14 protein-coding genes are annotated in these 17,467 nt (G+C 60.3%); 3 read left to right on the forward strand and 11 right to left on the reverse strand.

Going from position 1 to position 17,467, the window contains the following annotated elements; all coding sequences use genetic code 11:
* Positions 1-42 precede the first annotated feature (42 nt).
* Positions 43-1,611, reverse strand: a complete 1,569-nt coding sequence (locus tag ACILSE_RS10955; RefSeq protein ID WP_395717425.1) for a glucose-6-phosphate isomerase — start codon at positions 1,609-1,611, stop codon at positions 43-45.
* 124 nt (positions 1,612-1,735) lie between these two features.
* On the opposite strand from ACILSE_RS10955, the gene ACILSE_RS10960 reads away from it, so the two are divergent.
* Positions 1,736-2,101 (forward strand): Dabb family protein, encoded by a 366-nt coding sequence (locus ACILSE_RS10960; RefSeq protein ID WP_395717426.1) that lies wholly within the window; start codon positions 1,736-1,738, stop codon positions 2,099-2,101.
* 3 nt (positions 2,102-2,104) lie between these two features.
* On the opposite strand, the gene ACILSE_RS10965 is transcribed toward ACILSE_RS10960, so the two are convergent.
* From ACILSE_RS10965 to ACILSE_RS11010, 10 genes are all read right to left on the reverse strand, one after another.
* Entirely contained in the window at positions 2,105-2,854 is a 750-nt protein-coding gene (locus ACILSE_RS10965; RefSeq protein WP_395717427.1) for a HesA/MoeB/ThiF family protein, read from the reverse strand.
* A gap of 250 nt (positions 2,855-3,104) precedes the next feature.
* Entirely contained in the window at positions 3,105-3,944 is an 840-nt protein-coding gene (gene ispE / locus ACILSE_RS10970; RefSeq protein ID WP_395717428.1) for a 4-(cytidine 5'-diphospho)-2-C-methyl-D-erythritol kinase, read from the reverse strand.
* Between the two features lie 7 nt (positions 3,945-3,951).
* Positions 3,952-4,614 carry a polyphenol oxidase family protein gene (locus ACILSE_RS10975; RefSeq protein ID WP_395717429.1) on the reverse strand — a complete coding sequence of 221 codons (663 nt, stop codon included), beginning with the start codon at positions 4,612-4,614 and terminating at the stop codon, positions 3,952-3,954.
* A 73-nt stretch (positions 4,615-4,687) separates the two neighbouring features.
* Positions 4,688-5,134 carry a MarR family winged helix-turn-helix transcriptional regulator gene (locus ACILSE_RS10980; RefSeq protein ID WP_395717430.1) on the reverse strand — a complete coding sequence of 149 codons (447 nt, stop codon included), beginning with the start codon at positions 5,132-5,134 and terminating at the stop codon, positions 4,688-4,690.
* 229 nt (positions 5,135-5,363) lie between these two features.
* Positions 5,364-6,857, reverse strand: a complete 1,494-nt coding sequence (locus tag ACILSE_RS10985) for an MFS transporter (protein WP_395717431.1) — start codon at positions 6,855-6,857, stop codon at positions 5,364-5,366.
* Between the two features lie 117 nt (positions 6,858-6,974).
* Complete coding sequence (locus tag ACILSE_RS10990) at positions 6,975-8,699, reverse strand: SUMF1/EgtB/PvdO family nonheme iron enzyme (protein ID WP_395717432.1); 1,725 nt, start codon at positions 8,697-8,699, stop codon at positions 6,975-6,977.
* 69 nt (positions 8,700-8,768) lie between these two features.
* Positions 8,769-9,746, reverse strand: coding sequence for a tRNA dihydrouridine synthase (locus tag ACILSE_RS10995; protein WP_395717433.1), 978 nt, complete (start codon positions 9,744-9,746; stop codon positions 8,769-8,771).
* Positions 9,743-10,858, reverse strand: coding sequence for an iron-containing alcohol dehydrogenase (locus ACILSE_RS11000; protein ID WP_395717434.1), 1,116 nt, complete (start codon positions 10,856-10,858; stop codon positions 9,743-9,745). Before ACILSE_RS11000 ends, ACILSE_RS10995 begins: the two co-directional genes overlap by 4 nt.
* An 89-nt stretch (positions 10,859-10,947) precedes the next feature.
* Entirely contained in the window at positions 10,948-12,378 is a 1,431-nt protein-coding gene (locus ACILSE_RS11005) for an aldehyde dehydrogenase family protein (RefSeq protein WP_395717435.1), read from the reverse strand.
* Between the two features lie 100 nt (positions 12,379-12,478).
* Positions 12,479-13,462 carry a lysophospholipid acyltransferase family protein gene (locus tag ACILSE_RS11010; protein ID WP_395717436.1) on the reverse strand — a complete coding sequence of 328 codons (984 nt, stop codon included), beginning with the start codon at positions 13,460-13,462 and terminating at the stop codon, positions 12,479-12,481.
* Between the two features lie 40 nt (positions 13,463-13,502).
* Here ACILSE_RS11010 and ACILSE_RS11015 point away from each other — a divergent pair, with 40 nt between their 5' ends.
* A complete protein-coding gene (locus ACILSE_RS11015) occupies positions 13,503-14,510 on the forward strand; it encodes a M20/M25/M40 family metallo-hydrolase (protein WP_395717437.1) in 1,008 nt (335 codons plus the stop codon).
* Between the two features lie 107 nt (positions 14,511-14,617).
* Positions 14,618-17,401, forward strand: a complete 2,784-nt coding sequence (locus tag ACILSE_RS11020) for a leucine--tRNA ligase (protein ID WP_395717438.1) — start codon at positions 14,618-14,620, stop codon at positions 17,399-17,401.
* Positions 17,402-17,467: the final 66 nt, after the last annotated feature.

Raw genomic sequence — 17,467 nt, forward strand, 5'->3', positions numbered from 1 at the left:
CTACGTATAGAATGCGCCGTAAACTGTGCAAATGGCGATTTGTTACGAAGCGACAAATCGCTCATGAGCCGGACTGGCATTCAAGAATGCGACCTTCGCCGCGCCGTTGGCGGCCAGATGGGTGAGCATGTGGAAGGCGTCTTCCGCGTCGATACCAAGGCTGGCAGCCACTTCGGCGGCCCCGAGAGGCTCCTTCGTGGCGGTCAGGGCCGCCTTCACTTGGGCCAGTTGCTTCAGGAAATCCGTCGCAGCCTTTTTTCCGGCCTCCACACCGGGCTGATGATAGGCGTTGATGTTCACGAGGCTGGCATAGAAGCCCACCGCCCGCTCAAAAAGTCCAACGAGCATACCCAGAGTGAACGCGCTGACCTCCTCGATGCTCAGCGTGATGTTCTCGCGGCCTTTGTCGGACAGCGCCTTGCGCGTGCCTCGAAGGAAGCCCTGCAAGTAGTCGCCGCTGGTGAAGCCGGGCTCGACCTCCAGCGGGGCCACGTCACGTGCTTTGCGCACCTCGATGAAGGTGGCGAAGAAGTTGTTCACGCCATCGCGGAGCTGCTGCACATAGGCGTGCTGGTCGGTGGAGCCCTTGTTGCCATAGACGGCCACACCTTGGTTCACCACCGCGCCGCTGAGATCGTGCTCCTTGCCCAGGCTCTCCATGACGAGTTGCTGCAAATACTTCGAGAACAGCACCAAACGGTCTTTGTATGGCAGCACGACCATGTCCTTCAGGCCTTTGCCGCCGCCGGCGTGATACCACATCAACGCGAGGAGCATCGCCGCGTTCTCACGTGCCGGACGGGCACGCGTTTCGGCGTCCATGGCAGCAGCTCCGGCCAAAAATTGGCGCACATCCACGCCCTGCAACGCGGCGGCGATGGTGCCCACGGCGCTCATCACGCTGGTGCGGCCGCCCACCCAGTCCCACATCGGAAAACGGGCCAGCCAGCCTTGCTTCACCGCGTGCTTGTCGAGCTCGCTGTCCAGGCCGGTCACGGCCACGGCGTGCTTTGCAAAGTCGAGCCCGGCCTTCTTGTAGGCGGCCTCGGCTTCGAGCATGCCATTGCGGGTTTCTTTGGTGCCGCCGGACTTCGAAATGACCAGCGTCAGCGTGGTCGCGAGCCCGTCACCGATCTCCGCGAGCACGCGGTCCATGCCGTCCGGGTCCGTGTTGTCGAAAAACGAGATCGCCATCGGCGGATTGGCCGGCGTGATGGCATGCGCCACGAGCTGCGGCCCCAGCGCGGAGCCGCCGATGCCCACCACCAGCACGCGGGTGAATTTCTGCCCATTCGCGGCCTTTATCGAGCCAGCATGCACATCAGCGGCGAACTTCAGCGTGGCCTCCAGCGTCTCGTCGATCTCCTTCGTGATGGCCGCGTCGGGAGCCAGCTTGGAGTCACGCAGCCAGTAATGGCCCACCATGCGGCCCTCGTCTGGATTGGCGATGGCACCCGCTTCGAGCTCCTTCATCGACTTGAACGCATGGTCGATCTTCCCAGCCATTTTGGTGAACAGGCTGTCCTCAAAGCCCATGCGGCTGATGTCGATGGAAAAACCGATCTGCGGGTAACGGACGAAGTACTTCTGAAAGCGATCCCAGTGGCTCATGTGCGGTGGAAGGTGATGGAGGATTGGAGTGAGGCGTAGGCCTCGAAAAAGCACTTCTCATGCCGCGCTGCAACCTGTTTGGCCGTCATTGACTGCCAGCACCGGCTCTCCAGTCTGCGACACCATGAAATCACTTCTTCTTGCCCTGCTTTTCACCATGACCACACTCGCCACCGCCGCTGATGCTCCTTATCGCCATGTCGTTTTCTTCAAATTTAAGGATAACGCCTCGCCAGAGCAGGTGCAGGCGATTGAAAAAGCATTCGGTGAGCTGGCGAAGAAGATCGACACGGTGAAGGGGTTTGAATGGGGAACCAATGTCAGTCCCGAAGGACTGAATGATGGCTTTACCCACTGTTTCCTGGTCACCTTTGCCGACAAGGCCGGGCTTCAGGTCTATCTGCCGCATGCGGAGCACCAGGCGTTCGTCGCGAAGCTCAAGCCTCTGCTCGAGAAGGTCTGTGTGGTTGATTTTGTGGCCCAAAAATGACGCTTAGCGTCCGCAGACAGGGCAATCGGCCCGTTTGGGCAGACGCACCTTGCGGAATTGCATGGTGGAAAGATCCATCGACAGCAGGCTGCCTGCGAGTGACTCGCCGATGCCGGTGATGAGCTTGATCACCTCCATCGCGCCAATGCATGCGGCGGTGCCTGAAACCGCGCCGAAAACGGGAAACTGGCGTGTCCACGAGGCGGGAATCTCCGGCACATAGCATGCAAGACATCCGGTCTTCCCGGGCGCAAAGACCGTCACAGTTGCCTCCAGTGTGTGCATGGCGCATTCCACCATCGGTTTGCCTGCCCGAAAGGCGGCCGCGTTCAAAGCGAGGCGTTCTTGGAAAAGCGGCGCGGCATCCACCACGATGTCCGCGTGGGCGACGAGGGAATCCGCATTCTTTTCGGATACGTTTTCGCTCACGCCCACGACCTCGCAACGTGGGTTGAGTTCATTCAGCCGCCGCAGAATCGATTCCATGCGCGGTTTGCCGATGTGATCATGGGTTTGCAGTAGCTGACGGTTCAAATCAGATGCCCGGAGGTTGCCGCCGTGAGCCAGAACCAGCTTTCCCACTCCCGCCGCCGCCAGTTCGAGCGCCACCAGTCCGCCCAGGCCGCCGACGCGTGAGATGAGCACGGACGCGGATTTGAGTTTGCGCTGGCCTTCCTCTCCCATGCCCGGCACCGTCATCTGCCATTCGTAGATGGCTTGTTCTTCAAGGGTGAGCGCGGTTTGGGCAGGCATGAGAGCGTGCATGACAAACGGGGTCGGGAACTTTTTCTCAACTTTTTTCAACACTTCCAACCACCAAGCCACTAACCCACCAACAGTTTGTGCAAGGTATCAGCCCTCCATGAACTGAGTCTTGAGAGTGATTGGTTGTTCACTGAAACCCTGCCTCAACGCAGGATTAAGTTGAGGTTGATCATACCAGGGGCCGGACGGAATCGGGAGCCGTCCGGCCCCAAATTTTTTCCAATGAGCCGGCGTATTTTCACCCCGCGGTCGAGGTGGACTGAATCCATGCCGTTTCGCCGCACCACTCGCGAGCCTTTGCTGCAAGCTCAGCGGCCTGAACCGGGGTGTCGGTGATCGCGAACATGGTGCTGCCGGAACCGGACATGAGCGCTGCGCGGACCTCCCCTTGTTCGAGCAGCCAATTTTTGAGGGTGGGCAGCAGCAGGTATTTTTCGAAAACCGGACGCTCCAAGTCGTTCACCATCGCACCCCAAGGACAAAGCTGGGGCGCATACGGCACGCCGGGGATTTCCTTCGAATTTGCCCAACGCTTGTAAGCCCATGGCGTTGGAATGGGAAAGGGTGGCTTTATGAGCACGAGAGGGAGTTTCCAGTCGAATTCGACCGGGGTAACTTGCTCGCCTCGCCCCGCTCCATCGGACGCCGGAGTGTGGATCAAAAAGCACGGCACGTCAGAGCCGATCTGAGCACCCAATTCGATCAACTGTGCTGGTGAAAGCGGGGAGCCAGCCAGAGTGTTGCAGGCCTTGAGCACGGTGGCCGCGTTGCTGCTGCCGCCACCCAGACCTGCGCCCGCAGGAATTTTCTTCTCCAAATGGATGCGCCAGGAAGAGTTCTTGTTGGCGCGGCTTTCAAACGCACGCAGGGCTTTGATGGCGAGGTTTGACTCGTCCAGAGGCACGGTGGGATCGGAGCAGGTCAATGCGACGTTGTGGCCCGCCCCGAGATGCTCGACTTCTACCGTGTCGCCCAAGGCGAGCTGGCAAAGGCGTGTCTGAACCTCGTGGAAACCGTCTTCTCGTTTGCCGAGGATGCGCAGCCAGAGATTGATTTTGGCGGGGGAGTGAAAGGTCATCGCGTGATCAGCATGGGCGTCCGAGCAGGGCCAGCATGCGCCCGGTGCGGCCTTTTTCCATGCGATAGGAATAGAAGCGCCGCAAATCCGAAGAAGTACAGATTCCTGTGTCATGCACCTGCGCTGCTGGAACTCCAGAGTCGACCGCCTGCTGGCGGATTTGGGCGGCAAAATCAACTTCGTAAGCCGGCGGGCGGATGCATGGGCTGAGTTGCACACGCAGGTCGGCGGGATTTGTGCCGTAGTGTCGGACCATTTTCTCGATCGCATGCGCGGTGATGCCTTGCTCCGAGCCTTTTTTTCCAGAATGCACCACACCAAACGCCCCGGTGCGCGGGTCAGCCAGATAAACAGCGCAGCAGTCCGCTACATAAATGCCGACCACAAGGCCTGGGGTGTTGGAGATGATGCCGTCGACGCCGTTGATGGCCTGGGATGACGGGGCATCGATCACCGCGACTTCGCGACCATGCACCTGTTCGGCGATGCATAAGGAGCCGTCCCGGAATCCAATTTCTCGCGCCTGATCATGGTGCCAGGCCCACAGCCTTTCCACCACCACAGCTCGTTCGGCATTCACATCGATTTCGGGATGCCGGAGGCTAAATCGATGTGCGATGCCGGCCAGGGCAGTGAGCGCTGGAAAAGTCATCCAAGGGGCGGAGTCCATCGCGCTTGTTTGCCATGAAAAGCAAAAGGGCGCACGGACAAACCGTGCGCCCTTCATAAAAATGGCATGAGTTTCAGCGCGCCAAAGCGGTGTCCAGCGAGCGATACGAGGTCATGAAACTGGCCGCGTCTTCGGAGGAAGTTTCGCTCATGGCGGCGGCCACCTGGTTTTGCAACTCATCACGCAGGCGGCTGACAAGCTCCAAACCACGTGATGTGATGCGGACGAGCACCTTGCGACGATCATCAATGGCGTGGGTTCGCTCCATGTAGCCGAGCTTTTCGAGGCGGTCCACCAGGCCGGTCGCGGCGGCGGTGGAGTGGCCCATCTTGCGGGCGATGTCGGTCATGGTCAGCTCCTTTGAAGTGGCGAGGTAGCTGAGGAGAAAGAACTGAGCGAAGGAGATATTGTCCCGGTTCAGCTCACGGGAGAGATTCAGCAGAAACTCGCGCTGACTGAACAGAATGAAATCTGCCAGTTTGGCGTGGTCTTTGTCTGGTTGTTTGGTTCCTGTGATCATGGAGTTGGGTCCTTAGAGCTATGGGTTCCGAGAAAATCTCGAATTGTGGGTAATATAACGAGTGCCAAAGGTAGGATCAAGATAATTTCATAGAATCCATAAAATTTTACTTATCCGCCTCATGCATTTCTTATATCTGAGAGGTTAATATGGGTGAATTATTATCTGCGAAATGAAGGTTGGCAAGAAAACATTCACGCATGGGCTAATTCCAAGCGTCAACCAAGACTCATTGCAGTGTCTTGCCTTTCGTTTCGGGGCAGAACCAAATCAGAACAATCCCAAGCGCGTAGATCGAGCACAGGACACTGCCGGCCTTGGCGAAAGAACCACCGAACACGCTCATCAGGTTGGCGGTCTGGAGTGCTCCAATGGCCGCCAGTACTCGGCCGAAATTAAAGCAAAATCCTTGGCCTGTGGCACGCACTTGGGTTGGGAACAGTTCAGGGAAATAAAGCGGGAAGAAGCCGTAGAACGACGCGCTGATACCGCCGATGAGGAAACCGGTGAAAAGGAACCAGTTCGTGTAGCTGGAATTGGTCTGGTAAAAGAGCAATGCGGCGGCGATGGTGGCCACGCACAGGATCGTGTAGGCGATGCGGCGTCCGAGTCTGTCACCGAGCAAGGCGGCCACCATAGTAAAGATGATCGCACCCGTGGCGGTCCAGATTTGCGCCCAGTCCTTGGCATGCAGGGCTGGATTACCCGCGAGTTCTTCCGCCCACTTTGGCGCCCATTGCACAGCTCCCCAGGTGCCCATGAGAGCCACCCCAGCCAGTCCTGCGCCCAGAAGCATGCGTTTGATGATGAAGGGGCGTGCTGCGGCAGGATCTTCAGACCCGGCGCGTCCCAGATATTGCCAGACAGGGAACAAGTAGCCCAGCAGGGTGATCACCAAGCCTGCGAGCGTGATCGCGACGGCCAGCGTGGTCGGGATCACCGTGCTTTTGGGTGCCCAGACCCACACGATGCCCAGCGCGGAAGCGCAACCGATCAACACGCCGAGCAAATCCTTCGTAGCCCAGTGGTCAGTGGTGCCTTTGGCCTTCTCCTCCTCCCATTTCTTCGATTCACCCACAAAAATCTGGATGAAGAACACCAAGAAGGCCGGCACCGCGCCGCTCATCATCAAAATGCGCCAGCCGTTGTTCGACAGCAGCGTTGTCACAGTCTCCTGTCCCAGACCGATGCCTAGCAGGGCGTTGTTCACGGTGCCCAGAACACCGGCCAGCCCCAGGCTGAGGAAACCACCGAGCAGGTAGCCCACATTCGCCGCGGCACCGATCAATCCAGCCACCAGCATGCGTGACTTGCCGGGCCACACCTCATTCACCAGCGCCACACCAAGCGACCACTCGCCTCCCATGCCGAGCGAGGCGATGAAACGATACGCGGCGATCTCCTCCGCATGCTTCGCGATGCCGCAGAGACCGGTGAACACCGCGTAAGTGAAGATGGATAGCGACATCGCCTTCACGCGGCCGATGCGGTCACCCAGCCAGCCGAACACCACGCCTCCCGTGGCCGCACCGACGAGAAACATCGCCATGATGACGCCGAACCAGTTGTTCAGCGAAGGGCCGCCGTCCGGCCCCAGCAGTTCCTTCAATGCATCGCGCCCTGTGAGTGGAAACAGGCCCATTTCGAAGCCATCAAACATCCAGCCAAGAAAAGCGGCAAGAAGGGCGGCGGTGCGGGCGGAGGAGGTGTTGGTGCTGTTCATGAAGGAAAGAGGACCGAGCAAACGGCAGCATGAGCTCACTTCTACAATCATGGCGAGCAAAAAAACGGGCCGCTGCATCACAGCGGACCGTTCACGCGCAAAAGATGACGTCTCGATTTATTCCTTCGCCACGCCGTTGTTCCAGGCGGCGAACATTTCTTCCACGGTCGGGATTTCGAGCGGGCGCACGATGCGGAAGCCGAGCCAGGTGGCGTCGGTCAGATACCAGATGCTCTTCGGAAGCTGCGGGTCTTGCTGTTTCCAAAGAGGATCCGAAGCCTTGCGGGCGGAGCTGCGGCAGAGTTCCGGATCGTCATCGTAGGTGCCGCCGCGTGCGACATGCGGATACGGAGTCTTCGAACGCACCCAATCATTGCCAAGGATCGCGGTGCCGGGTGTCGTCGGTGTGTATTGGTCGAGGCACCACTCGCACACATTGCCGTAGATGTCGTGAAGACCCCAAGGGTTCGGCTTCTTGCCGCCGACTTTTGCGTACTGGAAGTTCGGCGCGTTGTCGAAGTACCACGCGTAGTCTTTGAGCTGGGCGGCATCGTCGCCAAAGAAGTAAGCGGTCTTCGTGCCGGCGCGGGCGGCATATTCCCACTCTGCCTCGGTCGGCAGGCGGTAGAAGTGGCCTGTCTGCGCGCTCAACCACTGGCAGTACTTGTTCGCCGCGTGCTGTGTCATGCAAATCGCCGGGAAACGCTCGCGGCCCATGCCGAAATCCATCGGTTGGTAAGGTGGAGTCGGCTGAGAAATGAGGTCTTCCGGCTTGTCAGTCGGTTTCCACACCTGGCGGGAGCCGTCCTTGTTACGACCCACGCTCGTGAGCTGGAAGGGCTCGTATTCGTCCCATGTGATCTCATATTTCCCCATCCAGAACGGCTTGATCGTCTTTTTCACCTGCGGGCCTTCGTCCTCGCCACGGTTCGCCTCGCCCTCGGGGCTGCCCATCATGAACTCACCGCTCTTGATCACCACCATGCTGTAAGGCGCGCCCGTCTTCGGCACTTTCGTGTCGTAGGGCTTCATGTCGGCTTCCTTCTTCTCCTTGGAGGTTTGCACGATGAAGGCGTGGATCTTCTTCACCAGTTCCAGGTTGTCGGGATTGTTCGTGGCCGGACCTTTCTTCTCCTTCGCAGTCAGCTTCACGTCATCAGGCCACGGCGCGCCTTGTTCGATCCACAACTTCAGGAAATTGATGTCCTCCTTGCTCAAAGGCCCGCCGCTCTTCTTCGGCGGCATCAAGTCGTCTTCATCGGCGCCCAGCGTCGTCAGGTGATAAATCGCGCTCTGTTTGAGGTCGAAGGGCACGATGTTCGGCGCGTTCTCGCCGCTCTCGAAAGCTTCCTTCTTCGTCGTGATGATCCAGTCGCCCTTCGCCTTGTCCGCGTTGTGGCAGGACACGCAGTTCTGTTCCAAAATCGGCTGGATGTGCTTCTCGAACTTAATGCGCGGCGTTTGCTCCAGCACCACCCCGGCGGGCCAGTCGGCACCTTGCTCGATCCAGGTCTTGATCACCTCGATCTGGCTCTTTTCGAGCAATCCTTCCTTCTTCGGCGGCATGACCATGTCATCTTCGACATCCAGAAGCAGCGTCGAGTAGATCGCGCTCTTCTTCAGATCACCCGGGACGAGACCCGGGCCGTTCTCGTTGCCCTTCTTGATGTCCTCCAGCGTATGCATGCGGAAGTCGCCCTTGTCCTCCTTCGCGCCGTGGCAGTGGGTGCAGGCGCCTTCGAGCAAAGGCTTCACCTGTTTGACGAAATCAACCTTCTCCGCAGCGCTGAGCAGCGCGGGAGATAAAAGCAGCATGGAGGCGAGGGTTTTGGCTGGAGACATGAGGCGTGCGGATAGCATAGGCTTCGGGGGATGTCCAATACGAGGAAACGTCCGTCGTTTTGCGCCGGATCAGACCTTCAAGTGACGTGAACAAACCTCCATCAGCCCCGCCCGCGTCGTGCAGCGGCGCATCTCGTTCAGGAAGCCTGGCGGGTCGTCCATGCCTTCTCCGAAGAAGTTCAGATGCTTCTTGATGCGGTTCACTTGATCGAGCTCGCGGGTGCTGGGCATCGTGACGGCCTCATACAGTTCGCCGATGTAGGCCAGTCTCTCGGCTGGAGTCGGCTGTGCCACCGGTTCGCCGCGAAAGTGCTGCCTGATTTGCTCAAACAACCACGGATTGCGGATCGCACCGCGTCCCAGCATGTGGCCCTGCACACCGGTTTCCTTCGTGACCGCCTCCGCGTCGAAATGCGAGCCGATGTTGCCATTCGCCAGCACGGGGCAGGGGAGATTCGACTTCGCTTTCGCGATCAAATCATAGCGCACGCCCTCTCGATACATCTGCGTCACCGTGCGGCCGTGGATCGTCACCAGATCCACGCCGTGCTTCGCAAACAGCGGCACCAGCGCGTCGATCGTCTCCGTGTCATCAAAGCCAAGACGCGTCTTCACTGTGAACTTCACCGTCACCGCCTCCCGCAACGCTCCGAGGATGCCCTCGATGCGCGGCACATCGCGCAGCAGGCCGCCGCCGGCGCACTTCTTGTAAACGATGGGCGCTGGGCAGCCGAGATTCAGGTCAATCGCCGCCACCTCATGCTGCTGCAGTTCCTTCGCGTTGCGCACGAGGGAATGGATGTCATTCCCGATCATCTGCGCCACCACCGGTTGCCCCGTGGGGTTATGCGTGATCGACGCCAGAATGTCCTTCTCAAGGTGCGAGTCCGGATGCACGCGGAAATACTCTGTGTAATACACATCCGCCCCGCCATACCGCGTCATCAGCCGCCAGAAACCAAGATCCGTGATGTCCTGCATCGGCGCGAGCGCCAGCAGCGGCTCCGGGCGAGCGAGTAGTTGATCGAGATGTTCAACAGGACTCACAACGCCGCGCGATACAGCTCTACGAAGTCCTCAACGCTCGGTTCACGCGGATTAAACTGCGCGGTCCATTGTTTGGCGGCGAGTTCGGCGAGGGGCTGGAGGTTTTCTTCCTTCGCGCCGTGCTCGCTGATGGTGCGGGGCATGCGGGCCTCCCAGAGGAGCTCGCTGATGCGGTCGGCGAGGTCGCCGTCGAAGTAGCTTTCGTAGATGGCGGCGATTTCGGGGATCGCGGAGTTGAAGCGGATGACGTGGGGGAGCATGACGCCGACGGCCTCGCCATGGACGACGTGGAAAAAGGCGGTGAGGGGATTGGCGCAGGAGTGCGCGGCGCCAAGCATGCTGTTTTCGATGGCGATGCCAGCGTAGGCCGCGCCGAGGAGCATCATGCCGCGAGCTTCGACATCCTTCGGCTCACGCAGCACGCGGCTGAAGCCGGAGTGGCAGAGACGGAAGCCTTCGCGGGAGTAGAGGGAGGACAGGGCGTTGCGCTTCTTCGTCACCGCGGTTTCGAGGGCATGGGAGAGGGCGTCGATGCCGGTGCAGACGGTGACGCGCTGCGGCTGGGAGATGGTGAGCTCGGGATCGAGGATCGCCACCTTCGCGGCGGCCTTGGGATCGCCGCAGGCCATCTTCACATGCGTCTCGGCATCGGAAATGAGCGCGTAGCTCTGGCATTCGCTGCCGGTGCCGGCGGTGGTGGGGATGGTGATGAGCGGCAGCATGGGCTTCGTCGCCTTGCCCGTGCCCCAGTAGTCATGCATGCGACCGCCGTTGGTGAGGATGAAGTTACAGCCCTTGGCGGTGTCCATGCTGCTGCCGCCGCCAAGGCCGATGATGAGGTCGGCTTGAAACTCACGGGCGACCGCGACGCAGGCGTCCACGTCTTCCGTACTTGGATTCTCGCGCACCTCGCCGAATACGCGTGCCTGAAGGCCCGCCTCGACCAGGAAACTGACCGCACGAGTCACGTAACCGGCCTTCACGATGCCAGGATCGCTAACAATGAGCGCGCGTTTTCCAAGTTCGCGCGCGAACTCGCCCACACGCGCCAGCGTGCCGTTGCCAAAGACGAGGCGCGTGCGCGGCTGGTGATCGAAGGGGGCGAGTGACATGCGGTGTAGGGCGAGGATTCCAACCGTTGATCGAGTTTTCTAACCCGATTCGGAGACAAGCACGGGCTGGAAAGCCCGTGCTACGTCGCTCACGCGCAGTCAATCGACCGGCGCTTGTAGAGGAACTCAAACATGTTGCCTTCGTGCGGCTGGTCCCAGCTGATCTTCATCGTGCTGATCGGCCCGATGTTGAGGCGGTCGATGTCGCCGCATTCCAGCAGCTCGTTGATGAAGGCCGGATCCTGCGTGATGGCGGTGACGATGAGCGAGTAGCCGATGCGGCCGAGCACTTCGCTCTGCGGAATCTCCAGAACGCTGGCGTAGGGGCAGAGGAACTCGCGGTTGGCGAGCGGGTGCTTGTTGTCGGAGCACCAGATGATCGTCGGGCGAAGGAAGATGCCTCCCTCGAACTCGACCTTGCGCGGTCCGTCGCGGAACTGGGCGGTGACGTCCTCGGCGCCGGGTGTCTTGAGGTCGTTGTCGATGGCGCTGTCGATGTAGTCGGCCATTTTGGGGTTCGCGAAGCCGGAAAGGCGGGCGTTCTCGTCATCAGCGGCGGTGGGCTTCACCGGGCCAAGGCGCTCGGCGATGGCGGTGGCGATTTCCTTGCCGTACTTCGGCACGATGACGGCGGAGGCGTTGATGCAGGAGCGTCCGCCGTTGTCACTGATGGAGCTGACGATGACGTCGATGTATTCCTTCCAGTTCTCGATCTTGTCCTCGCCGATGATGATCTTGCTCCAGCCCGGACCGTGAACCTGCACGGCGGGATTGTTTTCATACATCTTGGCGATGTTCACGTCGCCGAAGACGAGGTTGCGGCCGCTGAGCTTCACGACTTCGCCGCTGCCTTCGTGGTCGGTGGGGTAGAAACCAAAGGCTTCCGCCGGTGCGCCGGCGGCGATGAAGGCCTGAATGAGGCGGAAAGGCGTCCACGGTTCCTCGCGGCCCGGCTTGATGACCACGGGGATCTTCAGCGCGATGGAGGGCAGCCAGAGAGAGTTCACCGCAGGCGAGTTGCTCGGCATGACGAGGCCGAGGGACTTCGTAGTGGGGAAATACGACACCGGGCAGCCGGCCTGCGTGCCGAAGCCGCGGTCGATGACGCTCAGGTCCAGGCCGCGGGTGAGGCCGTTGAGGATCATCTTCATGTTCGTCATGGCGAAGTGAATCTTCGTCATGTTCCGCTTCACCATGATGTGCGGCAGGCCGCTGGTGCGGGAAAGGGTGGCGATGTATTCCTGCGGCGACTGCGTGTGGCCCTTGTCGCCGAGGGGAAGGGTTCCGTTGAGGAAGAGATCGCCCGCCTTGGCGGTGATCTCGATCAACTGCTCCACCGTGAACTTTTTCAGCGTCGCACGCGCCTCGCCGATCTTCGCGAGATCCTTGCGGACGATGCCGGCGTTCACCTGGCTGACTTCGGCGCAGATCTCGCCCGTTTTGTGGTCTTTGACCTGAACCTTGTCGAGCGACTCATAAGGGCGGCCTTTGCGGAGGGCGGGAAGATGCGGTATGGACATTGGCGGGTTGGTTTTTGGGAGGCGTGAGGATTACGAGCGCGGGATTCGCGGGGCAACGAAAAAACTGGCGCGTGAGGCTGTGTCTTTCAGCCAGTTCGGGTCATGCTTTTTGCACAGGGCGCAAAGAGGACGGAATCATCTCGATCAGCGCGTCGGAAAAGTTCGAGTAAGACGGGTAATCCGGGTGTGGCGCGCCATAGGTGCCCACGGGGCGGTAGCGCCAGTGCTTGTACATCCAGAGCCAGCACTCGGGGTGCTCGCGGATGGCCTTTTCAAAGTGATTCCAAACCCGCTGTGTGAGCTGCTGCGTGTCCTCATCAGCACCGGGCTTGATGGCCTCGAAGATGTGCACTTCATAGCGGCCGTCATCGAGCGGGCGGCACACACCGGTCATGATCGAAAGGCCGAGGCGTTTCGCCAGCTCCACATGCAGCGTGGGGACGCTGGTCCAGAGGCCGAAGCATTGAATCGCAGTGGCGGCACGACCGGGAGGGATGTTGAGATCCGTGAGCAGGCCCGCGTGCCCTTGGCGCTTCAGCGCCTTCATGAGCTTCAGCATCGCATTCTCCTGCGGGATGATGTCATGCCCCGAGTGCGAGCGCAGGCGTTTGAAAACATGCGTGAGGGCGGGGTTCTTGAAATCCTGCGCGACGACGGTGAATTTGAAGCCGCGGAAGCCCCAGACCATGCTCACCAGTTCGAAATTGCCGAAGTGGGGCGTCACCCACACGCCGCCTGTCTCATGCGCCTGCTTTTCGGCGGCAGGATCGGCCAGGTGAATGCTGAAAAAATTCTGCCAGGTGTCCTTGGTGAGCCGCGAGGACCAGAACAGGTCGAGAAAAGTGCGCGCGAAGACCTGATACGACTTGCGGGCGATGCGGGAGCGCTCGGCCGCTGTGTACTGATCTCCAAACGCGCACTTCAAGTTCTCCAGCGCCGTGCCGCGTCCGCGTTTGTCCGCCAGATACGCCAGCGTTCCGATGCCGCGTGAGAGCGCCAGGATGAAGCCCCTCGGCAGGCGGGGCATGATCCATGCGCCTGATTCGATCAGGGCGGTCTCAAAGAAATATCGGAGCTTCTTCACGCGGCGTTTGGTGTTTGCGAAAATCGAGTTACGATGGCGCATGGCATCGCCCAACCTCAACAACATTCTCAAACGCCTGCTCAAGCAGCCGACCGCGCCATTTCACGAATATCATGTGCGCGCCGAAATCGAGTCGCTGCTCAAGGACTGCCGCCATGTGAAGTTGAAGCGCGACAAGTTCGGCAACCTGCTGGCCACCTACAAGAACGGCAAGGCCAAGAGCAAGCCGACATGGGTGCTGTGCTCGCACATGGATCATCCCGGCTTTGTCAAACCTGCCGGCAGCACGAAGCGTGATGAGTGGGAGTTTCTCGGCGGCGGCGGAGTTCCGCAGGAGTCCATCGAGACGGCGGTGAAGAAAGGGTTGCGCAAGGTGAAGGGGCAGATCGCCACATGGAACTTTCCGGTGAACGTGACCAACAGCCGCATCGAGGCCACCGCGTGCGATGACTTGATCGGCTGTGCCGCCATCGTGATGACCTTCCTCGAACTCGCCCGTCTGAACATCCAGACGACCGTGCATGCGGCCTTCACCCGCGCGGAGGAGGTTGGCTGGCTCGGTGCCTGGCAGCTCGCGCAGAAGTGGCCCTTCGGCAAAGACAGCGTGTTCCTCTCGCTCGAAACCAGCCGCCCGGTGAATGGCGCGGTGATGGGCGGCGGACCGGTGATTCGTGTTGGCGATCGCGTTTCCATCTTCGACAGCGAGGCGGTGGCCGTTTTGATGACCACGGCGAAGGAGCAGGGCATCCGCGTGCAGCGCTGCCTGCTCGACGCTGGCGCCTGTGAGGCCACGGCAGCCCAGGCTGCGGGCATTCGCAGCGCTGGCATCTCCATTCCGCTCGGAAACTACCACAACCTCAGCGACACCCGCCAGATCGTCCCTGAATATGTCATGATGGATGATTTGAAGTCGCTTATCACACTTTTGAAGGCCCTCGTCGCCACGAAGCACGACGGCATCGGCGAGCGCACCATCCGCGAGCGCGTGGAAATGCGCATGTCCGAGCATGCCGGGCATTTCGCGGCGGGGACGAAGCTCTTCAAATAAGGTTTCAAGTTTCAGTTTCAAAGTTTCAAGCCCCCCCGGGCGCGGAACTTGAAACCTCCAACTTTAAACTTGGAACTTGGCCCGGCCTCGCCTTCTTCCGCGCCCCTATGTCCAGCGAGCAGCGCAAAGCCTTCCCTTTCTCCGAGTTTGAACCGAAATGGCAGGGCGAGTGGGAGGCCTCCAAGGCCTACCGCACGCCCAACCCCGGTGATGCCGACTTCGACGCCTCGAAGCCGAAGTACTTCGTGCTCGACATGTTCCCCTATCCCAGCGGCAACGGCCTCCACGTCGGCCACCCGGAGGGCTACACCGCCACGGACATCATCGGTCGCTTCAAGAAGATGTCCGGCTTCAACGTGCTGCACCCGATGGGTTGGGACGCCTTTGGCCTGCCCGCGGAGCAGTATGCCATCAAAACCGGCACGCATCCCCGCGTGACCACGGAGGCAAACGTCGCGAACTTCACCAAGCAGCTCAAATCCCTCGGCTTTGCCTACGATTGGGACCGCGAGGTCAACACCACCGATCCCGGCTACTTCAAATGGACGCAGTGGATCTTCCTGAAGCTCTACAACTCCTACGTCGGCGACGACGGCAAGGCGCATCCCATCAGCGAACTCGAAGCGCAGGGCCTCTCGCGTGAGGAGATCGACCATCGCCGCCTCGCCTACGTCAGCGAGGCACCGGTGAACTGGTGCCCGCAGCTCGGCACCGTGTTGGCGAATGAAGAAGTCGTGGACGGCAAAAGCGAAGTCGGCGGCTTTCCCGTCGAGCGCCGCCCCATGCGCCAGTGGATGCTGCGCATCACCGCCTACGCCCAGCGCCTCATTGATGAGCTCGACGGCCTCGACTGGCCGGAAAGCATCAAGCTGCTCCAGCGCAACTGGATCGGCCGCAGTGAGGGGGCGCATGTCACCTTCAAGGTCGATGGCCTCGACGAAACGATCACCGTCTTCACCACACGGCCCGACACGCTGTTTGGAGCCACTTACATGGTCCTCGCGCCCGAGCATCGCCTCGTGGACGAAATCACGACGGAGGAGCAACTCGCCGCCGTCGAGGAATACCGCGAAAAGACCGCGCGAAAGAGCGATCTGGAGCGCACGGAGCTCGCCAAGGAAAAATCCGGCGTCTTCACCGGCGCTTACGCACTCAATCCCGTCAACAACGAGCGCATCCCTATCTGGATCGCCGACTACGTCCTCATGGGCTACGGCACTGGTGCCATCATGGCCGTGCCCGCGCATGACGAGCGTGACTTTGAGTTCGCGAAGAAGTTCGATCTGCCGATCAAACCTGTGGTTGCTACGCTGCACATGAGAGGTGGTGAGTTTAACGACAGTGACCGCCCCTACGAACAACTGTTGAATACTACTGTTACAATCAAGGATCCGAAGACTGGAGAAACTACCTTCGCTTGGTATTCAACCGACAAGCCGGAAGCCTCGGATGGTTTCGCCGTGAATTCCGGCTTCCTCGACGGCCTGCCCACGCCCGAAGCGAAGAAGAAGATCGCCGCCTGGCTCGAAGAAAAAGGCCTCGGCAAAGGCACGACCAATTTCAAACTCCGCGACTGGCTCTTCAGCCGCCAGCGCTACTGGGGCGAGCCGTTCCCGATCGTGTGGGAAAACGGCCAGCATCGCAGCATTCCCGAAAGCGAGCTGCCGCTGATGCCGCCGACCTTGGAAGACTTCAAACCCACCGGCACGCCCGAGCCTCCGCTCTCCAAAGCCACCGACTGGGTCCAATACTCCGCCACCGCGAAGCGCGAGCTCAACACCATGCCGCAGTGGGCGGGTTCGTGCTGGTATTACCTGCGTTACTGCGATGCGCGGAACTCGGACAGGTTCGTGGGCGTCGAGGCGGAGCGGTATTGGATGACGGGTTCGCTTGGAGACAATCAGACAAGGGGACAATCAGACAAGGAGACAACCAGACCGGGAGACAATCAGACCGTCTCCCCATCTCATGGTCTCCCTGTCTCATTGTCTTCGTCGCCGCGCCCAGGAGGTGTGGACTTATACGTCGGCGGCACCGAGCACGCGGTGCTGCACCTGCTTTACGCCCGTTTCTGGCACAAGGTGCTCTTTGATCTGGGCTACGTCAGCACGCCGGAGCCGTTCCAGCGCTTGGTGAACCAAGGCCTCATCCTCGGCGAGGACGGTCAGAAGATGTCGAAGTCCCGTGGCAACGTGGTGAACCCCGATGACGTCGTGCGCGAGTATGGGGCCGATGCGCTGCGCCTGTATGAGATGTTCATGGGCCCGCTCGAGCAGGTGAAGCCCTGGAGCATGAAGGGCGTCGAGGGCGTGTATCGCTTCCTCGCCCGCGTGTGGCGTCTCGTCATGGAAGTCGATGACGAAGGCGTGTGGAGCATCTCCAAGGCCCTGCAAGACGTGCCTGCGAACAAGCAGCTCACCAAGGCGCTGCATGAGACGATCAAGAAGTGCGGCGAGGACATCGAGAAGCTCAGCTTCAACACGGCGATCAGCCAGATGATGGTTTGCACGAATGCCTTCACCGGAGCCGAAGTGAAGCCCGCCGGAGCCATCGTGACCTTCCTCAAGGTCCTCAGCCCCTTCGCACCGCATCTCGCCGAAGAACTCAACGCGATCATCCGCTCCAAATTCCCCGCTTTGGCCGCTCCAGGCTTCCTCAGCGACGAAACCTGGCCGAAATACGATCCCGCCGCCCTCATCGAAGACGAAGTGGAAGTCGTCTTCCAGGTGAACGGCAAGCTCCGCGACAAAGCCCGCGTGCCGATCCAGGCCACGAAGGAGGAGATCGAAAAGATCGCTCTCGCCAGTGCTCGCGTGCAGGAATTCATGGAGGGCAAACCCGCCAAGAAGGTCATCGTCGTTCCTGGGAAGCTGGTGAACATCGTCGTTTGATCGGAGCGGAGCGCGGACGCCCTCGTCCGCCTGGGCATCGAAATGATTGCGGACGAGGGCGTCCGC

Source organism: Prosthecobacter sp., from assembly GCF_044236155.1.
In the GTDB taxonomy this organism is placed as follows: Bacteria; Verrucomicrobiota; Verrucomicrobiia; order Verrucomicrobiales; family Verrucomicrobiaceae; genus Prosthecobacter.

What these genes read in the sequence shown, in the direction of transcription:
- ACILSE_RS10985 (WP_395717431.1), bottom strand. Translation starts at nt 6,857, where the DNA reads ATGAACAGCACCAACACCTCCTCCGCCCGCACCGCCGCCCTTCTTGCC.
- ACILSE_RS11000 (WP_395717434.1), bottom strand. Translation starts at nt 10,858, where the DNA reads ATGTCACTCGCCCCCTTCGATCACCAGCCGCGCACGCGCCTCGTCTTT.
- ACILSE_RS10955 (WP_395717425.1), bottom strand. Translation starts at nt 1,611, where the DNA reads ATGAGCCACTGGGATCGCTTTCAGAAGTACTTCGTCCGTTACCCGCAG.
- ACILSE_RS10975 (WP_395717429.1), bottom strand. Translation starts at nt 4,614, where the DNA reads ATGGACTCCGCCCCTTGGATGACTTTTCCAGCGCTCACTGCCCTGGCC.
- ACILSE_RS10980 (WP_395717430.1), bottom strand. Translation starts at nt 5,134, where the DNA reads ATGATCACAGGAACCAAACAACCAGACAAAGACCACGCCAAACTGGCA.
- ACILSE_RS11020 (WP_395717438.1), top strand. Translation starts at nt 14,618, where the DNA reads ATGTCCAGCGAGCAGCGCAAAGCCTTCCCTTTCTCCGAGTTTGAACCG.
- ACILSE_RS10960 (WP_395717426.1), top strand. Translation starts at nt 1,736, where the DNA reads ATGAAATCACTTCTTCTTGCCCTGCTTTTCACCATGACCACACTCGCC.
- ACILSE_RS10990 (WP_395717432.1), bottom strand. Translation starts at nt 8,699, where the DNA reads ATGTCTCCAGCCAAAACCCTCGCCTCCATGCTGCTTTTATCTCCCGCG.
- ispE (WP_395717428.1), bottom strand. Translation starts at nt 3,944, where the DNA reads ATGACCTTTCACTCCCCCGCCAAAATCAATCTCTGGCTGCGCATCCTC.
- ACILSE_RS11005 (WP_395717435.1), bottom strand. Translation starts at nt 12,378, where the DNA reads ATGTCCATACCGCATCTTCCCGCCCTCCGCAAAGGCCGCCCTTATGAG.
- ACILSE_RS10965 (WP_395717427.1), bottom strand. Translation starts at nt 2,854, where the DNA reads ATGCCTGCCCAAACCGCGCTCACCCTTGAAGAACAAGCCATCTACGAA.
- ACILSE_RS11015 (WP_395717437.1), top strand. Translation starts at nt 13,503, where the DNA reads ATGGCATCGCCCAACCTCAACAACATTCTCAAACGCCTGCTCAAGCAG.